This window comes from Pannonibacter sp. SL95 (genome assembly GCF_026672425.1).
In the GTDB taxonomy this organism is placed as follows: Bacteria; Pseudomonadota; Alphaproteobacteria; order Rhizobiales; family Stappiaceae; genus Pannonibacter.
Genome location: NZ_JAPPRC010000005.1, coordinates 89250 through 112441 on the forward strand (window position 1 = coordinate 89250; position 23192 = coordinate 112441).

Below are 23192 nucleotides of genomic sequence, written 5' to 3' on the forward strand. Positions count from 1 at the left end.
ACACCTCAGGATCAGCGGCTGTCCAGTCTGCTGCAAACGTCAGACCAGCGCCGTGTCCGGCACATAACGGCGCCATGGCTGGGAATACCGAACACTCACGTTGCGCGGGATACCGACTGAAGTTTCAACGGACTGAAGTGGCACTGGCGTTCCTGATACAGGGCTGTCAGATCGGCAGTGATGCCAGCAGTGATCAGATGACCGATCGGATCGGATTGCAGCAGCTGCAAACAGACATAGCCAATCAACACGTCCAAGGACCTTGCCGATTTCCGGCGATCAGGACTTGACTTCCTAAAGAAAAAAGCGTAACCTATTGAAATATATTGACTTTAATTGTTTTTCCAGGCGTTAGCGTGACGCAACCATCACGCCTGCGCCGACCATCAGCATGCCCGCACCTCGGTTAAGCGTCCGGATCCTTCCCGGGTCGCCCAGTGTTGTCTTTGCCTTGTGGCCAATCAGCACGTGGCCACCGATCACCACAGCCTCGATTAGGACGATGACCAGCAGCAGTTCCATGACGTTGATCACGGACAGCGGCTGCAAGCCAAGAACGCCGGGCAGAAGCGCCAGATAGAAGACCGGCATTTTCGGGTTGGACACATTGAGCACGATGCCCATCAGGAACAGTTTGACCAGCCCTCCCCGCATCCGGTGCGGCGCGACTTCCGGCTTCGTGAACCACATCCGGACGCCGATGTAGACCAGATACAGCGCGCCGGCATACTGGATGAAGCGGAGGTTCTGGTTCATCGCTTGCGCCAGCGCGTTGAAACCGACCGCCGCCATCACCACGAACAGGACGATGCTGCAGACGACCCCAGAGCCATAGGCAATGCCATGCATCGGGCCATGGCTCACAGTCTTTGACAAGATGGTCAGATTGTCCGGCCCGGGACTGGCGGCGAAAACGAAAAACGCCATGCCGAATGCCAGCAAGCTCATCGGATCCATGGCACCTCCTGTTCGCCCCGCATTTGTCCCCGGGTCCCGGCACCGTCCCGCCAGCGCAACTGAGGCAGTCGACTTGCCCGGTGCATCGGGCTCAGGCTAGCTCATCATCCCTACCTTGCAGTGCCTTGCGTGCCGCGTCCAGCCCATGGCCGGCCCGGCACAGCGCCGCAAGGTCCTTGCGGTCGCGGTCGCGGCGGGCGGCATCGTCTTCCTCAGACCATCCCTTGCGCCACGGACCAAGGCGGCGGCGCTGTGCGTAGCGGCGCGCAGCTGCGGCCGCATCGGTGTCATCGCGGGCGAGTGTTTCCTCGATGACGCCGCGGCTCACCCCACGGGCGCTCAGTTTCGCGGTGATCTGGCGGCTGGACGCGCCCTTGCGGCGCAGGCTGGCCACCTTTGTCTCGGCGTAGACCTCGTCATTGACGAGCCCGGACCGCGCGGCTTTCTCCAGCACGATCTCGACAAGCGGAAGAAACTCGGCCACATCGCGCTCATGTGCCCTGGCTGCCTTCTCGACACGCCGTGTCAGCACCCGGCGCAGGTTGGCGAGTGACGTGGCGTAGCGCTCCAGATAGGCCAGCGTGATCCGCGTCAGCCGCTCTTCGGTCGGCACGCGTGGCTTCTTGCGCACAGGTTTTGCGAGGTCGGACATGGGCGCGAGCCTACCGGATTCGCCCCGTGTCTGCCGGTGCGAATGCGGATGCCCGCTCAGTGGCCCCCGCCCCCGCCGCCCATGGGCTTGGGCCGTTCGACGAAGAAGATCGCCGCCAGCAGCGACAGGAACAGCAGCGTCAGGATCAGGAACACGTCGATGAAGGACATCAGGAACGCCTGTTTCGTCACCATGCCGCTCAGCGCCTTCAGCGCCGCAGTGGCCGCATCATCGCCGAGGCTCTGATAGGTCTGGGTCAGGCCGGCGAGCGTTTCGGTCACCGGGGCCCGCGCGCCGTTGACGCTTTCCTGCAGCCGCGCGTAGTGGAAATCCTGCCGCTGACTCAGCACCGTGTTGATGATGGCAAGGCCGACCGCACCGCCCAGGTTGCGCGTCAGGTTGAACAGACCGGAGGCATTCTTGATCATCTGGGGCGGCAGCATGCCGAGCGCGATGTTGTTGATCGGCACCATGCACAGCATCAGCGACGAGCCGCGCAGGATCTGCGGCAGCAGCAGCTCGTAGAAATCCCAGTCCTGCGTGATTCCGGTCATCAGCCAGGTGCCGGCGGCAAACCCGGCAAAGCCGATGCCCATCATCACGCGCGGATCCAGCAGCGACATCAGCCGTCCGGCCAGTGGCGCGGTCAGGAACATGGCCAGGCCGCTGACGAACATCGTCTCACCGATCTGCAGCGAGGTGTAGCCGCGCACGCCCGCCAGATAGACCGGATAAAGATAGGTGAGCCCGTAGAGCCCGATGCCAAGGACGAAGCTGAACAGGCTGCCCATGGCGAAGTTCTTGTTGGAAAAAGCCGTCAGATCCACCACCGGCTCACGGGCGGTGAAGGCGCGCCAGAAGAACACGGCGGCGCCCATCAGCATGACGGCCGTGAACAGGACGATTTCCTCGCTCTGGAACCAGTCCTCGCCGTTGCCTTCCTCCAACACGAACTCCAGCGAGCCGAGGAACACCGCCATGGCGGCAAAGCCGACCCAGTCGAAATGGTCGAACAGGCTGAGGTCGGGCTTGTCGAAGTCGATGAGCGTCACGGCCGCCAGCGTCACGAAGACGCCGGGCACCACGTTGATCAGGAACAGCCAGTGCCACGAGCCATAGTCTGTGATGTAGCCGCCAAGCGTCGGGCCGATGGTGGGCGCAAGCGTGGCGACGAGGCCGATGATCGGCGAGATGACGTTGAACTTCTCGCGCGGGAAGATGAGATAGGCCGTGGCAAACACCGTCGGGATCATGCCGCCGCCGAGAAAGCCTTGCAGCGCGCGCCAGACGATCATCTCCTCGATGGAGGTGGCGGTCGCGCACATCAGGCTCATCAAGGTGAAGCCGGCGGCCGAGATCGTGAACATCCAGCGCGTCGACAGCATCCGCGACAGGTAGCCGGACAGCGGGATCATGATCACTTCGGCGATCAGGTAGCTGGTCTGGATCCAGGGAATGTCGTCGGAGGATGCCGCCAGCCCCGCCTGGATTTCGGCAAGCGACGCCGAGACAATCTGGATGTCCAGGATCGCCATGAACATGCCGAAGACCATGCAGAGGAAGGTGAAGAGCTTGCGCCCTTCCCCGCCCCGGCTTGGCGCGTCACTGCTGGTCGCCGCTGCGCTGGTCATGCCGGGCCTAGTGCAGGCTGGCCGTGGCGGCGGGATCGGCAGCGCCCGTGCGGGTGTCCACTTCCACCACCACCGACATGCCGGCACGCAGAGCCTCGGCGCCCTTCTGGCTCATCGGCACGGTGATGCGAACGGGCACGCGCTGCACCACCTTGGTGAAGTTGCCCGTGGCATTTTCCGACGGCAGCAGCGAGAACACCGAGCCTGTCGCCGGGGATATGCTGTCGACAGTCGCCTCCAACACCAGTCCCGGATAGGCATCCACCTTCACCGCCACATGAGCGCCAGGGCGGATGTGGCCGAGCTGGGTTTCCTTGAAATTGGCGTCAATGCGGGTGTCGGTCAGCGGCACGATGGCCGCAACCCGGCTGCCCGGCTGCAGCAACGTGCCAACCTGCGCCGCCCGGTTGCTGACGATGCCCGCGACCGGCGCCCTGATGACGGTGAAGCTGAGGTCATACTCGGCCTTTTCCAGCTTGGTGCGGGCCGCAGCGATGGCCGCCTGCGCCTCACGCTTCTGGCCTTCCAGCACGCGGATATTGGCGCGGGCGACGTCGACAGCCGCTGTGGCGCTCTTCAGGTTGGCTTCTGCACTGCGCAGGTCGGCGATGGCCCCGTCGAGGCTTGCCTGGCTCGTCACCTTGCCTTCGGTCAGCCGGATCTGACGGTCGTGGTTGGCGCGGGCCTCGTCCGCCCGGGCCTGCATCGCTGCGACGGTCGCGGTGGCCTGGTCGACCGAAGCGTGCGCGGCCGTAATCTGGCTCGCGATCCGGTCAACCGTCGCCTCGGCGCTGGCGATCTGGTCCCGAGCGCCCTGCACGGCCAGCCGGTAGTCACCGTCATCGATGCGCGCCAGGATATCGCCTGCCTCGACGCGCTGGTTGTCGTTCACCTCGATGGCCGCGACGTAGCCCGAAACCTTGGACAGGACCCCGGTGATGTCGGTGGCAACATAGGCGTCGTCCGTGCCTTCCATGAAGCGGCCCTCGGTCCACCAGCCGTGGCCGACCCAGGACACGCCGCCAAGCGCCACCAGCGCAATCACGCTGAGAATGGTCTTTGCCTTCGCCTTGCGCCGGCTGCGATCGGACGGGATCGGCGACGGGTCTCCGGGGTTGTTCCGGGCACGGGTGGGGGAATGTGCTTCCGGTTGACCTATCGGAGACCCGCCGCCCGTCGCCGTCGCCTGGGGCGACCGGCGATCCGGGTCTGCTGCGGTGGAGGCAGCGGAAGTGTCAATCGAGGCGGGGACGCTGTCGGACACGGGGGTGATCTTTCCTTGGAACCGCACTGCGCGCCAAAAGGGGCATTGCGTATTGACTGAACGGTTCGGTCAATGGCTTATAGCGCTGTGCCCGCCCCCTTGCAAGAGGCCGGACATCGCCAAAAAGCACAACTGCAAGCGTCCAGTGGCGGGAGCAGCTGGCAAATTCGGGGCATTCTGGCAGGAAGTGACCGCGAATCTGGCACTCTTCCGCCAGATCGGGTCTCGGGGTTTGACAGGATCGGGCCAGATACGTACGAACCGGAACAAACGGCAGCAGCCCTGCCCTTCAACCATGGACACGAGATGACACGCGGAGCCACCAGGCCAACAGCCACGCCGGAAGCCACGCAAGCAGCCACGCAAGCAGCCACGTCGGCAGATGACCGGCAGGACAATGCCAAACGGCAGCAGATCCTCGACGGCGCGCGCCGCGTGTTCCGCGCCAACGGCTTCGACGGCACCAGCATGGATGCGGTCGCCCGGGAAGCCGGCGTGTCAAAGGGCACGCTCTACGTCTATTTCGACAGCAAGGAAGCCCTGTTCAAGGCGCTGATCCTGAAGGACCGTTTCGACCAGCCGGAAAGCTGCCTGCAGATCCCGGCGACCATCGGCGACCTGGAACACGACCTCAAGACCATCGCGGGCCTCTATCTGGCTAGGATGATGCAGCCGGACATGATCTCGATGCTGCGCATGGTCATCGGCGCCACTGAGAAATTCCCTAAGTTTGGCCCGCTGTTGTACGAGGAAGGCCCGCTGCGCGGGCGCGAGAACCTCAAGGACTTCCTGCGCCCGCATATCGCCGCCGGCGCCCTGGAGATCGAGGACGAGGACGTGGCCGCCTGGCACTTTCTTGACCTGTGCATCGCCGGCACGCTGCGGCGCATGCTGCTGAACGTCGGTGACGCCCCCACCGACGCGGAGCGAACCGCCACGGTCAACGCCGCCGTCCGCGTTTTCCTCAAGGCCTACGGGCGGAGCTAGCCGACCGAGATCCTGCCCTCGCCGAGGCGCAGCACCATGCCGTCATGGGCCGGAATGACGCCCCTGGGCAGTTCCTGCGTCAGGGCCGCGTGGTCCATGTCGTTGTGCATGTTAGTCAAAATGGCCTGCGCCGGCTGCAGGTCGGCGATCCAGCCGAGCGCGTCAGCGAGCGAGAAATGGCTCGGGTGCTGGGTCCGCCGCAGGGCGTCGATGATCCAGAGCCTGAGCCCGGCAAAGCGCGTCACCGCCTCCTCCGGAATGCCGGAGACATCGGGCAGATAGGCTACATCGTCGAAGCGGAAGCCGAGGGCATCGATGTCGCCGTGATGCACCTCGATGGGCAGGAAGCGGATGTCCCCTCCCTGCCCGCTGATCACCGTCTCCACATCCTTCACCAGCCGGAATTCGTCGAGGATCGGCGGATAGGACGAGCCCGGCGGCGTCTCGAAACAATAGCCGAAGGCCTCGCGCGAGCGGCGCGAGGTTTCCGCGTCCATGTAGACGGGAATGCGCCGGCGCTCGCGGATGGCAAACATGCGCAGGTCATCGATCCCGTGCAGATGGTCGGCGTGGGCGTGGGTGTAGAGCACGGCGTCGACGTGATCGACCCCGGCGTCCAGCAGCTGCTCGCGCATGTCCGGGCCGGTGTCGATCAGAACGGTCGTCACCCCGGCCTCACCGATCCGGCGCACCAGGATCGAGCAACGCCGCCGCCGGTTCTTCGGATTGCGCGGATCGCAGCTGCCCCAGTCATTGCCGATCCGGGGCACGCCGCCGGACGAGCCGCAGCCGAGGATGGTGATTTCCAGCTCTGCGCTCATGCGGCCTCCGGGCGCGGCACCTTGGAAAACAGTCGGAAGAAGTTCTCCGTCGTCTGCCGCGCCATCTCCTCCGGCGATACCCCATGCACCTCGGCCAGCGTCTCGTTGGTGAAGGCGGTATAGGCCGGTTCGTTGCGCTGGCCGCGCCGGGGCTGCGGCGCCAGATAGGGGCTGTCGGTTTCCACCAGCAGCCGGTCGCGCGGCACGCTGGCGGCAATCGCGCGGATCTCGTCGGAGCGCTTGAAGGTCAGGATGCCGGAGAAAGACACATAGAGCCCCAGCTCCACCCCGCGCCGGGCGAGCTCGGGCCCCGACGAAAAGCAGTGCAGCACCGCCGGGAAGGCGCCCTTTTCCATCTCGGCGCTCAGGATGGCGATCATGTCATCATCGGCATCGCGCGAATGGATCACCAGCGGCAGCTGGGTCCGGCGCGCCGCCTCGATATGGGTACGGAGCCCCTCGGCCTGCGCCTCGCGCGGCGACTTGTCGTAGAAATAATCGAGGCCGCATTCGCCGATGGCGACCACCTTCGGGTGCGCCGCCAGCCGCTCCAGCTCATCGGCGGTGATGTCCAGTTCCTCATGGGCGTTGTGCGGATGGGTGCCGACCGAGCAATAGACGCTGTCGTAATGTTCCGCGATTGCAAGCACTTGCGGGAACTTTCGCACGCGGGTCGAGATCGACACCATCAGCTTCACCCCGGCCGCATGCGCGCGCGCGATGACCGCATCGCGCTCCTCGGCAAAGTCGGGGAAATCCAGGTGGCAATGACTGTCGACAAGCATGGGACATCCTGTGGAAAACGACTGTAAAACTCTGTTGGTCACCTGTGAAGGAAAAGCCTCGGCGCGTCCGGCTTCCCCTGCTCAGGTCCTGATCCGGCACACCTGCCGCTTGCCGCAGCGCCCCTCTCCCCCCTTGAGGGGGAGATGTCTGCGACAGCAGACAGAGGGGGGTGTCAGCCTGTCGACACGAAACCACGTCCCGGAAGATCGGAGGGACCGTTACCCCCCCTCTGCCACCCTAACGGGGGCATCCCCCCTTAAGGGGGGGAGAGGGGTGCTGCGGCAAACGGCTCGGCATCGCCCAAGGGGCCAGACCCGGGCTTTCGCCCCTCCCCCTTAGCCCTCGCCCGCCTCTGCCTCCGGCTCGACATAGCGCGGGAAGGCCTGTTCCGGCTTGGTGATGGCAACGCCCGGAGCCAGCCGCCCGGCCGAGCCAAGCGTTGCAAAGCTGCGCTGGCCCGCCGGAACCTGCAGGCCATCAAGCAGCTTGGAGGCCGCCAGCGGCGTCACCGGCTGGGCCAGGATCGCGATCTGGCGGATCACCTCGGCCGTGACATAGAGCACGGTGTTCATGCGCGCTGGATCGGTCTTCTTCAGCGCCCAGGGCTCTTGCGCGGCGAAATAGCGGTTCGCCTCGGCAACGCAAGCCCAGACGCAATTGAGCGCATGGTGGATCTCCTGCTTGCCAAATGCCGCGCGGCAGGTCTCCAGCATCGCGTCCGCCTGATCCAGCATCGCCTGGTCGGCCTCCGAGAACGCCCCCGGCTGCGGCAGCGTGCCATCACAGTTCTTGGCAATCATCGACAGCGAGCGCGAGGCCAGGTTGCCAAGGTCATTGGCCAGATCCGCATTGATGCGGTTGACGATTGCCTCGTGGCTGTAGTTGCCGTCCTGCCCGAACGGCACCTCACGCAGGAAGAAATAGCGCGTCTGGTCCAGTCCGTAATGCTCAACCAGGTTGAACGGATCGATGACGTTGCCGACCGACTTCGACATCTTCTCGCCGCGGTTGAACAGGAAGCCATGTGCAAAGACGCGCTTCGGCAGCGGGATGCCTGCCGCCATCAGGAAGGCCGGCCAGTAGACCGCGTGGAAGCGGATGATGTCCTTGCCGATGACATGCACATCCGCCGGCCAGTAGGCCCACTTCGGATCGCTCTCATCCGGGAAACCGACGCCGGTGATGTAGTTGGTGAGCGCGTCGACCCAGACATACATCACATGCCGCTCGTCGTCCGGCACGGGGATGCCCCAGTCGAAGGTGGTGCGCGATACGGACAGGTCCTTCAGGCCGCGGCTGACGAAGCTGACGATCTCGTTGCGGCGCTCCGACGGGCCGATGAAATCGGCGTTGGCCTCGTAATGGGCCAGCAGGCGATCCTGATAGGCGCTGAGGCGGAAGAAATAGCTCTCCTCCTCGACCCATTCCACCGGCGTGCCCTGCGGGCCGTAGCGCACACCGTCCGGGCGAAGCTCCGTTTCGCCTTCCTGATAATAGGCCTCGTCGCGGACGGAGTACCAACCCGAGTAGCTGTCCTTGTAGATGTCGCCATTGGCCAGCATCCGGCGCCAGATCTCCTGGCTCGACTTGTAGTGCCGCTCCTCGCTGGTGCGGATGAAGTCGTTGTTGGTGCAGCCGAGCGTCTCGACCATCGCGCGGAACCGGGCCGAGTTGCGGTCAGCCAGCTCGCGGGGCGTAATGCCTTCCTTGCGCGCCGTCTGCAGCATCTTCTGGCCGTGCTCGTCCGTGCCGGTCAGGAAGAACACGTCCTTCCCGTCCAGCCGCTGGAACCGCGCCATGGCGTCCGTCGCAATCGCCTCATAGGCATGGCCGATATGCGGCACGCCATTGGGATAGGAGATCGCGGTGGTGATGTAGTAGCGAGGCTTGTCGGTCATCAGGGTCGGGCGCTTTCAGCGAGGGGCGGACAGGGTTCGGAGTAGGACCGGGCAAAGATCAGCGGCGGCGACGCGTTGGAGGAACGCTCAACCCGGCATTCGCATGACTTCGGAAAGGCTCCGGAACACGTCGATCACAACCTGTTTCTTGTCGAGATTGAGCGCTTCGGCATCGGCCGCCGCGCGGCCCATCTTTTCCCATACCTCCGTCCACCTGACAAGCCGGGAGGGGCTGGCAAGATCAGCTCCGGTCAGGCGCTTGTGCAGCCAGTCACGGGCCACGACAAGGAATGCATCCCAGTTGTCGGTCTGGCCCCGCGCCGCCACAAGATCGGCGAAGGCATGCAGCTTGATGACGTCGATCTGCGGCAGCCGGTCGGTTAGCGCCAGGAAGCCGCGGTTGACGGCCAGCCCCTCCCCGCCCATCAGCAACAGGGCAGACCGCAGGCTGCCGTCGGCAAAGCGCGCAACATCGGCCAGCGTCGCCGCGTCCGGGCGCTCGCCAGATACAGCCGGCAGCGCCTGTTCCAGCACGGCTTGTGGCAGCGGCATGAGGTCCAGCCGCCGGCAGCGGGAGCGGATCGTCGGCAGCAGGCGTCCGGGCGCATGCGAGAGCACCAGGAACAGGGAATTGGCCGGCGGTTCCTCGAGAATCTTCAGGAGCGCATTGGCCGAGGACGCATTCATGTCGTCGGCCGCATCCACGATACAGATGCGCCAGCCGGCGCCCGAGGCCGTGGTGCCAAAGAACGACACGGTGCGGCGCACTTCTTCCACCGGCAGCGCCTGCTTGAAGCGCTTGCCCTTGTCGTCCCAGGGGCGGCGCAGATGCAGGATGTTGGGATGGGCGCCGGCCGCCACCTGCCGCGCCACAGGATGCTCCGGCGCCACAGCCAGGCTTTCGGCCGCCGCTACGGCCGGTGAGAACCGGTCGGGATGGGCCAGCGCGAAGCGGGCAAAGCGGAATGCCAGCGTCGCCTTGCCGATGCCCTTCGGCCCGCCGATCAGCCAGGCATGGTGAAACCTCTGCGAGCCATAGGCCCCGATCAGTTCCCGCTCGGCCGCGTCATGGCCAAACAGGTGCATCTGGGCCCGGGGCAGATCGACACCATCGATGTCGTCGATTTCGGGCGCGGCCTCGATTTCCTGGACCCTAGCCATGTCCGGCCAGTCCCAGCCGCGCTTCCACCGTCTGCCAGATCGCGGCTTCGACCGTGACCGCGTCGCCCGTGCCGTCAACGACGGCAATCCGGTCCGGCTCGCTATCGGCCAGCTCCAGGAACAGCGCCCGCCGCCGCTCGTGAACGGCCAGCGTGTCGGTCTCAAAGCGATCCGGTGCGGCACCGGCCGGATTGTAGCTGCGCGCCTCAACCCGCTTCAGACCGATCTCGGCGGGCACGTCGATCAGGATCGTCAGATCCGGCTTGAGCCCGGCGGTCGCTGCAAGTTCCAGCAGATCCAGCATCTGCCGGTCGACCCCGGCCTCGCCCTGGTAAACCCGGGTGGAATCGGCGTAGCGGTCACACAGGACCCAGGCTCCGGCCTCCAGCGCGGGGCGGATGGTGGCATCGACGTGGTCGGCGCGGGCGGCAGCAAACAGCATCGCCTCACCGCGCGGCCCGAGGCTCTTGGCCTTGCCGGACAAGAGCACCTCACGGATCACTTCTGCGCCGGGCGACCCGCCCGGTTCACGCGTTACCGTCACGGCCAGCCCGGCCTTCTCCAGCCGCTCTCGCAGCCGGCGGATCTGCGTCGACTTGCCTGCGCCCTCGCCGCCCTCAAAGGTAATGAACCTGCCGCGCACCCTGACCTCTTGCCTGACGCAGCCCGAAAGCCGCCGGTTTCCTTACATCCAGCCGAACAGAAGTTCGGTCACGCCATTCAGCGCGCGCTGGCTCAGCGTGCCTTCAGCGATGCCGTCACCCGTGACCAGCGGTGCCTTGTAGACCACTGCGTCATCCGGGCCAATGACCCTCAGCTCTCCCGCCGGCGCACCGGGCGCAACCGGGGCCAGCAAAGGCCCCGAATAGACGAGCCTCAACCGGTAGCTCATGCTGGCGCCGAGCGGCAGCAGCACCGCGATCCGGTCCCGTGCCACGAGCGGCACAGCGGTCGCAACACCGCCGAACACCCGCGCTTCGCCCACCCTCGCGCCTGGCTCATAGAGCACCACCGTCGCAAAGCTGTCCCAGGCCGTATCGGCAAATTCCTTCAGCGCCGTCAAACGGGCCTTGTCCGTCGGCAGTCCGGCGAGCACGCCGACAATCCGCCGTCCCTCCCGCTCGACCGTGATCAGTCCGGAAAACCCATCCCGCTCCGACTGGCCGCCGCCGAACCCGTCCAGGCCGCGGATCTCGCCCAGGAACGGGTTCTTGTTGCGCTGGAAGATGTTGTTCCAGGTGAACTCCGGCCGGGTGAACAGCTCCAGCCTGTCCCGGTGCTGTCCCAGGAGGTGCCGCCCGAGCAGAGCCATGTCGCGGGCCGTGACGCTCGAGCCGTCGCCATCCTGTCCGGTGGAACTGGCAAAGCGCGAATTGGTCAATCCGATCGCCTTGCCGAAGGCCGTCATCCGCTCGGCAAAGGCCGCATCGGATCCTGACAGTCCCTCGGCCAGGATCAGCGCCGCGTCATTGGCGTTGTGAACGATCAAGCCGGCCAGCAGATCCGCCACGGCGATCTGGCTTTTCACGGCGGCAAACATAGTTGCCCCGCGCGACGGCGCTCCGCCCGTGCGCCAGGCATGTTCCGAGACGGTGTACAGCGTCTCAGCGCTGATCTCGCCTTTGGCCAGCGCATCGAACACCACCGCAGCCGTCATGATCTTGGCGAGCGATCCAGGCGAAAACGGCTTGTCGGCCTCCTTGGCGAACAAAAGCGTGTCGGCAGTCGTGTCATAGAGATAGGCGATGGGCGCCTTGGTCGCGACGACTTCGGCGGCCGCAACAGGGAACGCCAGCAGTCCGGCCACCAGCACCCAGAGGCTCAGGCAAAACGCCCGGAACCAGTCGAGGAAACGCTCAGACGCCACGCGGCACACCCTCCCCGCCCTAGACCACCACCGCAGGATTCGGCAGGCCAGTCAGAGGCCGGACAAGTCTAGCGATTCAGGCTGCTGAGGGGAACAGAAGTTGCCTCGAAGGCGGAGAAGGCCGAATGCGCGCCGGAGATGCGGGTGTTGGCCGCATAGGACGAGATCGCGCCACCCAGAAGCAGGTTGCGCGGGCCATTGCCAGCTGGCTGCAGGCCGTCAAATGGCGAGGAGACAGGCTGGGGAGCGTAGGCTGCCGGCTGCGACAGGCCCTGCGCCGGAAGACGGACCGGTAGCGTGCCGAGGCTCTGCGGCGGTGTGCCAAGGGCCGGTGCGGCGGCCGGGGTGCTGCCGTAGGATACGGGCTGGACACCGCCCGTGGGCAGTGTGGCAGCGGGCGCGGCCGGAAGGCTCGCCGGAACTGCAGCCGGCTGGAACTGGCCGCTGGTCGTGACTGTCGATGCAGAGGCCACCATGACCGACGCAGCGCCGGCCTCGAAGGCGGCAGCCGGATCGAAGGCGACCTGATAGGCCGGATTTGCAACCGGCGTCGAACCGGAGGCGCTGGCAACCGTGATCGTCGCAGCCATCAGGAACGGACGCGGAGCCGGCGCGCGGATGTCACCGGTTGCCGGTGCCGCGCCGAGCGGATCGGCGGCGGAGGCAACCTGAACGGCCGCGACCGGTGCAGCAGCCGGAGCCACGGCAGGAGTTGCCGGCGGCGTTGCCTGCGCAATCATCGTACCCGGCATCGTGCCGCCCGGCGTGACGGCATCCGGTCCATTGTAGGACGCCATCAGGAAAGCTTCGTCCTGGCCATGCAGCGGCGCCCGGCCGACATACTCGACCTTGACCTTGGCGACACCGGTGGACTTGGTGCCAAGCATGTGTGCCACGCGCTGCGACAGGTCGATCTCGCGGTTGCCGTGGAAAGGGCCACGGTCATTGACGCGCACAACCATCGAGCGTCCATTCGCAAGGTTCGTCACCCGCGCATAGGACGGCAGCGGCATGGTGGTGTGCGCGGCTGTCAGCGAATTGCGGTCATAGACCTCGCCATTGGCCGTCTTGCGGCCATGGAACGCCTCGCCATACCAGGAGGCAAAGCCGGTCTTCTTGTAGTTCGGATCTTCCTTGGGATAGTACCAGCGGCCGGCCACCTTGTAGGGCTTGCCGGTGATGTCGCGGCCACCGCCCTTCGGCACGGCCTGGCCATCGGCGACGACGCGCGGGCTGGCCTTCACACCATATTTGGATTCCGGAAAATACTCGCTGGAGCGCTTCTTCGGCGGGGTCGAGGCGCAGCCGGCCAGAGCCAGCGCAGCCGCCACCGCAACAAGAACGCCTGAAGTCACCTTGCGGGACGAAGACCGGCTGGACGGAGCAAAGCTCGGGTCGAAAGAGGAAACGGATCCAGCATCGCAGCGACCTTGTGCTGCTTCTGTCAGATCGGTCCCGGCTTTCGGGCTCAGTCGGCTCACGCCAATGCCTTGCATACTGCCGTCCCACTCATCACGCGTCTGGCGGCCCCAAGCTCACGCGGTCCAGTTGGCCGGTTGCCCGGCGTTGTGTCTCGCGGTCGTGGCGCGTTTCTGGCTTGCTGCCTGTGTGGTCAGCTTAACCATGAAGTTTTGCGCGCACGCAACAGCCGCACTCCGCCCCCGCAGAATGTGGCTAGCCGCAGTTAACCCCATAGTCGTTACCCGATCCTTAACCAGTCGCCAAGTGCCGATATCGCCACAGGTCCCTGCCCGCTCTCCCTTACGCCGGCAATCCCCGTAAAACGCTGGCTTTGCTGACGTTGCGGCCACTGGATGATCCCGCTCCCGCGTCCCTCCGCCGCCCGTGTCGGGGGCAGTCAGCGCAAGCCGTCGCATTGCAGGCGAGTCGCAAGCCTCGAGGGGCAAGCTTGATTCCGTCCAGGCAAGCCGTCGCGTCCATTCAGCCACCCCGCTGCCGCGGCATCATGCTGCCATGCCGGCCAGCCGGCATTCCCTTCCGTCCAGCCACACCGGCCGCGCCTCTCAAGCATCCGGCCAGCCGGCGAAACCGGGCATTCAGGCACAAGCGCCCGGATTGTGATGACCATCACACTCGCCACCGGATCGGCAATGCTACCAAGGTGTCACTGCAGCCGGCCGCCCCGCCGCGCCGCAGGCTGGGGCCCTCCCGGCAATGGCCGTCGACCCGACCCCTGCCCACATTCGTGGGTCGACGGCCCCCTCCCCAGGGAAACACCTCCCCCCGCTTGACATTCCGGCCCAAAGACGGGAAACGAAACCGACGGAAGAGTGGCCGAGTGGTTTAAGGCACCGGTCTTGAAAACCGGCGAGCGTGCAAGCGTTCCGTGGGTTCGAATCCCACCTCTTCCGCCATTCTCCCTTACTAAGACCTTCTCCCAATCCGGCCGCGGCCGGATTTTTGCGTTGTTTTCGGGAGGGATGGGGCTGGCACTGGCGCAGTCGCCAGGACCGCGGCAATCCGTCTTGCAGGGCCAACATTCTGTAGACCTGATGACTGCGCGCAATTGCTATCGCTTTCAAGATGTACTGAAAGACAGGATTCCGCAGACTTTGCTCGCCGGCATCGCCTCTTTCGTGCTCCCTGTAGCCGCCCCTGGGCCGAACTCGCACGCTTTTTTTTGCGCTGCTCGCAGGTTCCGGCGACGCCTCGCCCGCGGGGCTGAAATTGCACAGGCTTGGCCTGATTGGCTTGCGTGACCGGATCGAGCACGGGTTCAAAGGAGAGCGGCGCTCAGACAGGCAGATCGTTCCATCTGGTCAAACCTGCTTTTCGGCGTTTTCGGGCCATCAGTGCCGCCGTGAATGCGCCAAAAGCGGAACCGGCACCAATCGAAATCATGACCGCGACCGGTATTGGCATACTGTCTCGCGACCATATCGTGCACCAATTAAGAAGGCCCAAGAACGTGCCGAAGTACGAACCATAAACGAACATGTTGGCACCGAAACTACGGTAAATCGTCGGTCGCATTCGCAAGCCGAGCTTGCGCAATAGACGATCGATCGGGGGATTTGCGTCCCATGGTCGTATTCCATGAGCGATGGCGTCCTGAATGGCAAATTCATGCCGTTTCGCAAAATCAGCCCGCATTGAACAACCCTGCATTTTAGATTTACGGCTCTAGATTGAATGAAGACGCCACTCACGTCCGGATTGCAAGCCCATCTCGACGAGAGACAACGACGTACGCCCCCTACTCCACCCCGTCCAGAAACGCCGCGATGGCCGCGAGCGTCGCGCCCTCGTGGCTGCGGTGCGGAAAGTGGGCGGCGTCTCCGATCAGGAGGGAACGCACCGGACCTGCGGAGATATCGGCAATGCGCTTGAGTTGTTCCGGCGAGCCATACTCGTCCAGCGCGCCATGGATCGACAGCAGCGGCTGGCGGATCTTCGCCAGCACCGCGTCTAGGCTCCAGCCGTCGAAGGCTGGAGACAGCCACGAGCCAATCCACGCGTCCAGGACCCAGTCGGTGCGCGCGCCGTGGTATCGCGCCAGCTTCTGCCGCATTGCCGGGTCCGCAAACTGGGTCTCGGCCTCGCGGATGCCCGCTCGGGTCAGGTCTTCCAGAAAGCTCTGGGCCGAGATCGTGATCCCGGCGAGGCATCGCTTCGGGTAGGCGGCCGCAATCGCCAGCGTCATGCCACCGCCGACGCTGTGACCAGCCGCAACAAACCGGTCAATTCCAAACCCGTCGAGAACCGCTCGAAATGCGTGCTCGGCCTCGCTGACGACAAAATCCGGACGAGGCCGGCGATCCTGCGGCGCAGACTGGCCGAAGCCCGGCCGGTCATAGGCGATGACGCGGCGACCGGTCACCTGCGCCAGCTTGCTTGGCAGGCCGCGCCAGAGATCGATGCAGCCAAGGGAGTCATGCAACAGCACAAGGGGAACCAAAGATGACGCCGTCCCCCACTCGCGCGCAACAACCACGCCATAAGGTGTCGCGAGCTGATGGTCCCGCTCCCTGATTTCCGGTGCAGCTTGGTGCCGCGCAGCGGCTGCGCCATTGCTCATTGACAATCCCTCACATGGTCTTGCCGGCTCCTTGTCATGCAGGCGCAGACAATGCGAGCCAGCCAAAAGGCGGGTGCGTGCCCCAGGAGACCGTCTGCCGCTTTCACTCGGCCTGGGTTGCACGCCCGCAGTGCATGCACGAATTTATGGCAATGCAGCAATTTGTTCAAAACCCATCGGTAAAAATAACCCTGCGTAAATAATACCGGTCTATATGTACACCGACCGTTGGGGTGGTCCGTTCCGTCATTGCTGGCTCGCGCCAAGAGCCTGGAAGTCAAGTTCGTTGGAATTGAGGGAGTTACGACGTGCTGAGATTGGTTATGCTTGTGAGCGACCTTGAAGGCTGTCCAGCGCTTCTGCACACCATCGGACAGATGCATCCCGCCGAGATCTTCGAACACCGGGATATCGCCGACGCTGATCTCAAGTCGGCAGACCTCGTCCTTGTCGATCTGGCAGACGCCTCCGACAGCGACCTCGCTGGCGTGCGCGACGCTATTGCCGGAGCCCCGACTGTGCTCAGCATTGGTCTGGTGCGCGCAGGCAACCGGCGTGACAAGGTTCAGGCGGACGCCCTTGGACTGGGCCGCATCTGGTCCCGCACCCGCCCCGTCAAGGACGCGCTGCGCGAGATCGATCTCCAGTTTGGCTCCTATGCCCAGCCTGACTTGCCCGCCTCGACACCTCAACAAACGGCCCGCTCCGTTCAGGCGATGAGTGCAGCGCTCGGTGAATGCGCAACCGCCGTCGTCTCTGAAACGCTGCTGCCGCTGGCCCAGGTCGCGCGCGCCGTCGACGACACGCTCGACGCCTTCCGGCTGGATGGCATGGATGCCTGGATTTCGGCGGTGCAGATGCATCACAGCCACACCTATTGCCATTCGATGCTGGTGACAGGCTATGCGCTGGCCTTCGCCGATGTGCTCGGATTGTCAGAGAGCGAGCGGGCGCTGCTGGGTGCAGCGGCGCTGCTGCATGATGTCGGCAAGGTCTATATCCCCCTCTCCATTCTCGACAAGCCGGCCAAGCTGACGGAAGAGGAATTCGAGATCATCCGCCAGCATCCGATCCGCTCGCGCGAGATTCTCGAAGCCCAGCCGCATGTGTCGCAGGCCGTCATTGATATCGCCGTGCATCACCATGAGTATCTGGATGGCAGTGGCTATCCGGACGGGCTCAAGGGCGATGAGATCAGCCGCGCCGTGCGGATGCTGACGATCTGCGACATCTACGCCGCACTGATCGAGAAGCGCGCCTACAAGCCGGCCTACAGCCCGCGCCAGGCCTATGGCGTGCTGGTTGATCTTGGCAAGAAGATCGACCAGCCGCTGCTCAAGTCCTTCCGGTCCGTTGCCTTTGAAGTCGACAAGGCTGCCTCGGTCAAGCGCAAGGCCAGCGCGTTCGGCTGACACTTGCGCCAGCGCGCAAGGCTGTTGAGCTGACCAACCTGCCGATCACGACGATGTGAGCCTTCGCCGGCGAAGCCTTGCGCACCCGCCACAGCGCCCCATATCGGTTGCAAGTGTCCACCCCCGCGTGGACTGCCAGCCGCAAAGGGCCTGCCATGCGTCTCACGCCCCAACCTGTGTTTTCCTCGGATCCACGCATTGCCGCGCGTCAGAAAAAACGTCTGGCGGAAGAGGCCAAGGCCTCGCGGCAGCAGACGCTGCGGCTTGGTCTGCTGACCGGCGCCGGACTGGCCCTTGCTGCACTTCTGGCCCTTTCGGGTATGGCAAAGGCGGAGACTGTCGTTTCGCAGCAGGCGCGCTTTACCTTGACCGATGTGGCAACCGGACTCGAAAATCCCTGGTCGCTGGCTTTCCTTCCCGACGGCCGCATGCTCGTCACCGAGCGCGCCGGAAGGTTGCGGCTTGTCACATCCGAAGGAGAGGTCAGCGCGCCGCTGAACGGCGTTCCGGCCGTCTACGACACGGGCCAGGGCGGCTTGCTGGACGTCATTCTGGATCCTGAGTTTTCTAGCAACAGCACGATCTATCTGTCCTACGCCGCTGCCTCGGGCCGCCTTGGCACGACAGCGATTGCCCGTGCCACGCTGGCGGACGGCGGCCTGCGCGATGTCACGGTGCTGTTCACCGCGAAAACCAAAGGTTCGAACGGGCGCCATTTCGGCTCACGTCTCGCCTTTGGACCGGACGGCTACCTCTATGCCAGCATTGGCGATCATGGCAGCGATGAGACGGCGCAGGACCTGTCGCTGCACTCCGGCAAGGTCATCCGCATCACCCGCGACGGTCAGCCGGCTCCCGGCAACCCGTTCCAGGGCCAGCCGAATGCCCTGCCGGAGATCTACACTTATGGCAACCGTAACCCGCAAGGTCTGACTGTCGCCCCGACTGGAGCTCTCTGGGCCCATGAACACGGGCCGCGCGGCGGCGACGAAATCAACGTGCTGAAAGCCGGTGCCAATTACGGCTGGCCGGTCATCACCCATGGCCGCGCCTATTCGGGTTTCAGCATCGGTGAAGGCACGGAAAAACCGGGGATGGAACAGGGCATCCACATCTACGTGCCCTCCATCGCCCCGTCCGGCTTGGCTTTTTATTCCGGCAAACGTTTCCCCGAATGGCAGGGCGATCTTTTCCTCGGCGCGCTGGCCGAGGCACCCATCTCAACCGCCTTGAGGTGAAGGACGGCAAGGTCGTGGCTGAGGAACGTCTGCTGGTGGATCTGGGCGAACGCATCCGCGATGTGCGCAGTGGCCCGGACGGCAACCTTTATCTTCTTACCGATTCCGAGGATGGCCGCCTGATCCGGATCGCACCGGCAAACTGACCTGCGCTCGGCCTCAGGGACGCGGAGGTTCCTTGGACCCCGGCGTCACCACGTCCACCGCAGCACCGGCGGCGCTGGTGGTCACACCAACTGCTGTGCTGGCAACAGTCGTCACGCCGATCGCCGCCGTTGAAACCACCGCACCACCAACCGCGATGGCGGCACAGCCTGGCAGGAGACCAGTCATTGCGACAAGTGCCACTGCGGCAACAGCTCTGTAAATGCGCATCCTGATCCCCTGCCCTGGCCCACTTGGCCGCAAACCCCATCCTGCAATGGACGAGGCCGCAGGAAAGCGCAAGGTCCCTGTCGGGTGGAGTGCTCAGGCGCCAGAGCTGCGCGCCAGATGCGGCAGGATGAAGGGCGTGTCATCGCGAGGGGCTTCGTTGACCGCCAGCGGACAGCCATAGACCGCCGACAGAACCGGACCCGTCAGGGTCTCCCGCGTCGGACCGGCGGCGAGGCACCGCCCGCCGCGCAGCGCCACCACCTGATCGGCATACATCGCGGTCAGGTTGAGATCATGCATCACCGCCAGAACGCCACCGCCAGCGCGGGCATAGGCATGGGCCAGATCCATGATCTGGATCTGGTGGTGGATGTCGAGGCTCGACACCGGCTCATCGAGAAACAGCCAGCACGGCTTTCCGCCCCGCACCGGCTCCCAGATCTGCACCAGCACGCGGGCAAGCTGCGTGCGCTGCTGTTCGCCGCCGGACAGCGTCTCAAAGAACCGGCCGCCAAACCCGTCCAGCCCGACCCGCGCCAGCGCCTCGCCAATCAGTGCCGGTTCACGCTGCCTTGCGTGAAAGCCGAGGCTGACCACTTCGCTCACCGTCATGGGAAAGGTGATCGTGCCGTGCTGCGGCAGGACCGCGCGGTAGCTGGCCATTTCGACGGCCGGGGTCTCGGCGATCTCGCGCCCGTTCAGCCTTGCACGCCCCTGATAGCGGGTCTCACCGGACAGCCCCTTCATCGTCGTGCTCTTGCCCGAGCCATTCGGCCCGATGATTGCGGTCACTTCGCCTGCCCGGGCGGTAAAGCTCAGATCGTCGACGATCACGCGGCCGCCAAGGCGCACGCTGACCTGTTCCAGCACCAGCTCGCTCATCATGTCATCCAAGCGAAAAGCCCCTGCGTGTCAGCAGGATCCAGAGGAAGAAGGGGGCTCCGGCCAGGGCCGTCAGGATGCCGATCGGCAGCTCCGCCGGTGCCACGATGATGCGCGCCACCGTGTCGGCCGCAATCAGCATGATCGCACCCAGCAGCGCACAGCCCGGCAACAGATAACGATGGTCCGGCCCGATCGTGAGGCGCAGCAGATGCGGCACGACAATGCCGACAAAGCCGATGCCCCCACTCACCGCGACGCTCGCGCCCGTCGCGGCTGCAACGGTCACGATAGCAAGACGTTTCTGGCGCTGCACGTTGACGCCGAGATGCCCGGCGGCCGCCTCGCCCAGAACCAGCGCGTTCAGCGCGCGGGCGAGCAGCGGACTGAGCAGCAGCACCAGCGCAATGACCGGGCCGGCGGTCAGGATCTTGTCCCAGGTGGCACCTGCCACCGAGCCGAGCCCCCAGAAGCTGAGATCGCGAAGCGCGCGGTCATCGGCCACAAACACCAGCAGCCCGAGCGCGGCCCCCGCCAGTGCCCCGAGCGCGATTCCGGCCAGCAGCATGGTGGCAATGTTGGTTGATCCGCCGCGCGTGCCGATCCGGTAGAGCAGCATCGTCGATGCCAGCCCGCCGAGGAAGGCGGCGACCGACACGGCGTGATTGCCGAAGAGCCCGAAAACCGGCGCCAGCACGCCGCCGCCCAGCACGATCATCAGCGCCGCGCCAAGTCCTGCCCCCGCAGACACGCCGACAATGCCGGGATCGGCCAGCGGATTGCGGAACAGCCCCTGCATTACCGCGCCGGACACCGCCAGCGAGGCGCCGATCAGCGCGGCCATGATGACGCGCGGCAACCGGATGTCTGCCAGCACGATGACGTCGCGCAGCAGCAGCGGATTGTCCGTCGGCCGCTCGCCCGACAGGATCAGCCGCAGCGCCTCGCCATTGGCCCAGCCTGTCGAACCAATCGAGACCGCACCGAGCATCACGAGCACCAGGCAAACCGCCAGCAGGACGAGGGCAACGCGTGCGCGGGGAGCACGGTCACCCTCGACCCTGGTCCGGCGGACCGGCGAAAACACAGCCGCGCTGGAGGTAAGCGTCATTGCGCCGCCGTCCCGGGACGACGCAGGGCCACGGCAAGCTCGCGCACCGCACCGGCCGTGCGCGGTCCGAAGCCAAGCAGATAAAGCCCGTCCATCCGCACCACGCGGCGTGTCTTGGCGGCCGGTGTCAGGGCAAGGGCGGGGTGGGCGAAAAGCTCGTCAGCCTTGGCATCATGCTGCCCGCCCCGGTCCATCATCAGCACCACATCGGGCCGGAGGTCGGCAATCGCCTCATCAGTCAGCTGCTTGTAGCCGGCAAAGGCCTCGACCGCGTTGACGGCGCCCGCCATGCGGATGATGCCATCGGCCGCCGTGTCCTTGCCCGAGGCCAGCACGCGGCCGCCATTCATCGACAGGACGAACAGCACCCGCGGCTTCTCCGGCATGTCCTCTGCTTCCGCCGTCGCAGCGGCCAGATCCGCCCGGACGGCTGCCGCCAAGGTCGCCGCTTCATCCTGAAGCCCGAGGGCCTCACCCACCCGGTCGATCTTCGCCAGGATCCCCTCTGCGGTGAAGCTTTCAGGCACCATGGCCAACGGAATCCCGGCCTTCTTCAGCACATCCAGCGCCTCCGGCGGCCCGCTGCCTTCCAGCGCCAGGATCGCATCCGGCGACACGCCGAGCACGCCTTCGGCGTTCAGCGCGCGGATATAGCCCGCATCCGGCAAGCTCATCGCTTCCGGCGGATAGGTGCTGGTGCTGTCCCGCGCCACCAGCCGGTCCTCGGCCTTCAACGCATAGACGATCTCGGTGACCGAGCCCCCGATCGACACGATGCGCTTCGCACCGGTCAGATCCGAGGTCTCGGCCGCCCAGGCGGACGACAGGCTCAGCGCCAGGCCGACATTCAGCACGGCCGCGGCGATCAGGGCCACTGCCTTCGGGCGGGAGAAAGAGATGACTGGACGCATCGTTCCTCTCCCCCTCAGGCGACCGCAAGCTGGCCGACGCGCGGCAAGTGCTCGATCAGATCGCGCCAGTCGGAGCGCTCCTCACGGCCTTCCTTGCGCAGGCCAAAGAACTGGATGATCTGCTGGCCATCGGCGTCAAAGGCCTCGAGCGAGGTAACATGCCCATTGTCGGCGTTCTTGCGCACGGCCCAGACCTCGGCAATGTGATCCAGCCGCAGATGCAGGTGGAAGGTCGGATCGAGGACATTGATCCACGGGCCCATTTCCTTGATCTGGCTCACCGGCCCCGAATGGATCTGGATGCAGCCCCGGCTGCCGACAAAGCACATGATCGGGATGTCGTTGTCAGCGGCCAGCCGCATCATCGCGCGCACCGCATCGCCATCGACCTTCCAGGCCCACTCCTCGCCGACGAGTTCAAAGGCGTTCAGGCGGTGCAGGTCCATGTCACGCAGCAGGCCAAAGAACTGATGCGTATCGGTCATCGCGCTCCAGCGCCGCCGCAATTCGGCCGCCTTGGACGTGTCCAGCGCCGGACGCTCCGGACGGAGCGCTGCAACCGGCACGACGCCAAGCCCCGCGCTCTGGTCCGCATGGGTCAGGTCTTTGACCAGCGCCTCAAAGGCAGCCACATCGGAGGTCGCCCGCAGGTGGATCTTGTGCACGGCATCGCCATGGGCGTCGAACACCTGGATGCTGCGGCGCGGACCGGATTCCCCCGGCTTTTCCACGGCAAAGGCATGCACCCAGTGGGACGGGAACATGCGCGTATCGATCGCGCTGCCCAGCATCATGGCCGCCCGGCTGCCATCGACAAACTTCTCGAACGGCCCGATCTTCTCGTGCACGGCGCTTTCGTTGCGCGTCAGGGCCATTACCTCGCCCATGGCCTTCATGCCGTTGCAGATCCCGGACAGGGACGGTGTCAGACGGATCACGCCCTCGCCGCAGAAGGCCGCAACCAGCTCGGCCTCGCTGACGCCCAGGTCCCGTGCAAGGTCCCGCTCGCGGCGCTCCGGATGGGCTGCAACAGCAGCGCGGATCGCCTCCGGTCCCGGACGCTGGGCCGAAACATGTCCCGCAACTGGGCTCTGGCTTGTGGTCATGGCTTTCCCCTCTTGTTCGCGCGGCAACCGGTCAAGGCGGTGCGGCACGGGCCGTGATTTCCTGTCCCTCCGGGACATCCTGTGTACGGGGACC

The 23192-nt window shown here is 65.2% G+C and carries 23 protein-coding genes and 1 tRNA gene; 5 read left to right on the forward strand and 19 right to left on the reverse strand.

Annotated elements, in window-relative coordinates:
• Nucleotides 1-95: 95 nt before the first annotated feature.
• The 5 genes from OVA12_RS15460 to OVA12_RS15480 all read right to left on the reverse strand — a co-directional run bounded on the left by OVA12_RS15460 (nucleotide 96) and on the right by OVA12_RS15480 (nucleotide 4504).
• Nucleotides 96-251, reverse strand: a complete 156-nt coding sequence (locus OVA12_RS15460; protein WP_268138867.1) for a hypothetical protein — start codon at nucleotides 249-251, stop codon at nucleotides 96-98.
• Nucleotides 252-351: 100 nt separating this feature from the next.
• Nucleotides 352-957 carry a LysE family translocator gene (locus OVA12_RS15465; RefSeq protein ID WP_268138869.1) on the reverse strand — a complete coding sequence of 202 codons (606 nt, stop codon included), beginning with the start codon at nucleotides 955-957 and terminating at the stop codon, nucleotides 352-354.
• A 91-nt stretch (nucleotides 958-1048) separates the two neighbouring features.
• Nucleotides 1049-1609, reverse strand: a complete 561-nt coding sequence (locus OVA12_RS15470; RefSeq protein WP_268138872.1) for a RecX family transcriptional regulator — start codon at nucleotides 1607-1609, stop codon at nucleotides 1049-1051.
• Between the two features lie 56 nt (nucleotides 1610-1665).
• Nucleotides 1666-3240, reverse strand: a complete 1575-nt coding sequence (locus OVA12_RS15475) for a DHA2 family efflux MFS transporter permease subunit (RefSeq protein WP_268138874.1) — start codon at nucleotides 3238-3240, stop codon at nucleotides 1666-1668.
• A 7-nt stretch (nucleotides 3241-3247) separates the two neighbouring features.
• Nucleotides 3248-4504, reverse strand: a complete 1257-nt coding sequence (locus OVA12_RS15480; protein WP_268138876.1) for an HlyD family secretion protein — start codon at nucleotides 4502-4504, stop codon at nucleotides 3248-3250.
• A gap of 306 nt (nucleotides 4505-4810) precedes the next feature.
• Here OVA12_RS15480 and OVA12_RS15485 point away from each other — a divergent pair, with 306 nt between their 5' ends.
• Nucleotides 4811-5491 carry a TetR/AcrR family transcriptional regulator gene (locus tag OVA12_RS15485; protein ID WP_268138878.1) on the forward strand — a complete coding sequence of 227 codons (681 nt, stop codon included), beginning with the start codon at nucleotides 4811-4813 and terminating at the stop codon, nucleotides 5489-5491.
• Here OVA12_RS15485 and OVA12_RS15490 read toward each other — a convergent pair.
• From OVA12_RS15490 to OVA12_RS15520, 7 genes are all read right to left on the reverse strand, one after another.
• The gene (locus OVA12_RS15490; RefSeq protein WP_268138881.1) at nucleotides 5488-6312 is read right to left on the reverse strand and encodes an MBL fold metallo-hydrolase; all 825 of its coding nucleotides are present in this window, start codon (nucleotides 6310-6312) and stop codon (nucleotides 5488-5490) included. The genes OVA12_RS15485 and OVA12_RS15490 overlap by 4 nt on opposite strands.
• Nucleotides 6309-7097, reverse strand: a complete 789-nt coding sequence (locus OVA12_RS15495) for a TatD family hydrolase (RefSeq protein WP_268138883.1) — start codon at nucleotides 7095-7097, stop codon at nucleotides 6309-6311. Before OVA12_RS15495 ends, OVA12_RS15490 begins: the two co-directional genes overlap by 4 nt.
• A gap of 336 nt (nucleotides 7098-7433) precedes the next feature.
• On the reverse strand, nucleotides 7434-8996 hold the full coding sequence (gene metG / locus OVA12_RS15500; protein ID WP_268138886.1) for a methionine--tRNA ligase: 1563 nt from the start codon (nucleotides 8994-8996) through the stop codon (nucleotides 7434-7436).
• An 87-nt stretch (nucleotides 8997-9083) separates the two neighbouring features.
• A complete protein-coding gene (locus OVA12_RS15505; RefSeq protein ID WP_268138888.1) occupies nucleotides 9084-10157 on the reverse strand; it encodes a DNA polymerase III subunit delta' in 1074 nt (357 codons plus the stop codon).
• Nucleotides 10150-10800, reverse strand: a complete 651-nt coding sequence (tmk, locus tag OVA12_RS15510; RefSeq protein ID WP_268138890.1) for a dTMP kinase — start codon at nucleotides 10798-10800, stop codon at nucleotides 10150-10152. The genes OVA12_RS15505 and tmk overlap by 8 nt, the downstream gene beginning before the upstream one ends.
• A 42-nt stretch (nucleotides 10801-10842) precedes the next feature.
• Nucleotides 10843-12024, reverse strand: a complete 1182-nt coding sequence (locus OVA12_RS15515) for a D-alanyl-D-alanine carboxypeptidase family protein (RefSeq protein ID WP_268138892.1) — start codon at nucleotides 12022-12024, stop codon at nucleotides 10843-10845.
• 68 nt (nucleotides 12025-12092) lie between these two features.
• Complete coding sequence (locus OVA12_RS15520; protein WP_442793881.1) at nucleotides 12093-13505, reverse strand: septal ring lytic transglycosylase RlpA family protein; 1413 nt, start codon at nucleotides 13503-13505, stop codon at nucleotides 12093-12095.
• Between the two features lie 804 nt (nucleotides 13506-14309).
• Between OVA12_RS15520 and OVA12_RS15525 the strand changes: the two genes are divergently transcribed.
• Nucleotides 14310-14399, forward strand: a tRNA-Ser gene (locus tag OVA12_RS15525).
• Between the two features lie 379 nt (nucleotides 14400-14778).
• On the opposite strand, the gene OVA12_RS23995 is transcribed toward OVA12_RS15525, so the two are convergent.
• Both OVA12_RS23995 and OVA12_RS15530 read right to left on the reverse strand, forming a co-directional pair.
• Nucleotides 14779-15153, reverse strand: a complete 375-nt coding sequence (locus tag OVA12_RS23995; protein WP_442793882.1) for a DUF6404 family protein — start codon at nucleotides 15151-15153, stop codon at nucleotides 14779-14781.
• Between the two features lie 88 nt (nucleotides 15154-15241).
• Nucleotides 15242-16063, reverse strand: coding sequence for an alpha/beta fold hydrolase (locus OVA12_RS15530; protein WP_268138894.1), 822 nt, complete (start codon nucleotides 16061-16063; stop codon nucleotides 15242-15244).
• Between the two features lie 308 nt (nucleotides 16064-16371).
• Here OVA12_RS15530 and OVA12_RS15535 point away from each other — a divergent pair, with 308 nt between their 5' ends.
• From OVA12_RS15535 to OVA12_RS15545, 3 genes are all read left to right on the forward strand, one after another.
• A complete protein-coding gene (locus OVA12_RS15535) occupies nucleotides 16372-17475 on the forward strand; it encodes an HD-GYP domain-containing protein (protein WP_268138896.1) in 1104 nt (367 codons plus the stop codon).
• Between the two features lie 155 nt (nucleotides 17476-17630).
• Nucleotides 17631-18713 (forward strand): PQQ-dependent sugar dehydrogenase, encoded by a 1083-nt coding sequence (locus tag OVA12_RS15540; protein WP_268138897.1) that lies wholly within the window; start codon nucleotides 17631-17633, stop codon nucleotides 18711-18713.
• 14 nt (nucleotides 18714-18727) lie between these two features.
• Nucleotides 18728-18859, forward strand: coding sequence for a PQQ-dependent sugar dehydrogenase (locus OVA12_RS15545; protein WP_268138899.1), 132 nt, complete (start codon nucleotides 18728-18730; stop codon nucleotides 18857-18859).
• A gap of 13 nt (nucleotides 18860-18872) precedes the next feature.
• On the opposite strand, the gene OVA12_RS15550 is transcribed toward OVA12_RS15545, so the two are convergent.
• The 5 genes from OVA12_RS15550 to OVA12_RS15570 form a co-directional block, all read right to left on the reverse strand.
• A complete protein-coding gene (locus OVA12_RS15550; protein WP_268138901.1) occupies nucleotides 18873-19088 on the reverse strand; it encodes a hypothetical protein in 216 nt (71 codons plus the stop codon).
• A 93-nt stretch (nucleotides 19089-19181) separates the two neighbouring features.
• The gene (locus tag OVA12_RS15555; RefSeq protein ID WP_268139434.1) at nucleotides 19182-19973 is read right to left on the reverse strand and encodes a heme ABC transporter ATP-binding protein; all 792 of its coding nucleotides are present in this window, start codon (nucleotides 19971-19973) and stop codon (nucleotides 19182-19184) included.
• Nucleotide 19974: 1 nt separating this feature from the next.
• A complete protein-coding gene (locus OVA12_RS15560; protein ID WP_268138903.1) occupies nucleotides 19975-21081 on the reverse strand; it encodes a FecCD family ABC transporter permease in 1107 nt (368 codons plus the stop codon).
• Nucleotides 21078-21992: a heme/hemin ABC transporter substrate-binding protein gene (locus tag OVA12_RS15565; protein ID WP_268138905.1), complete on the reverse strand. Its 915-nt coding sequence runs from the start codon at nucleotides 21990-21992 to the stop codon at nucleotides 21078-21080. The genes OVA12_RS15560 and OVA12_RS15565 overlap by 4 nt, the downstream gene beginning before the upstream one ends.
• A gap of 14 nt (nucleotides 21993-22006) precedes the next feature.
• On the reverse strand, nucleotides 22007-23098 hold the full coding sequence (locus OVA12_RS15570; protein ID WP_268138907.1) for a hemin-degrading factor: 1092 nt from the start codon (nucleotides 23096-23098) through the stop codon (nucleotides 22007-22009).
• Nucleotides 23099-23192 lie beyond the last annotated feature (94 nt).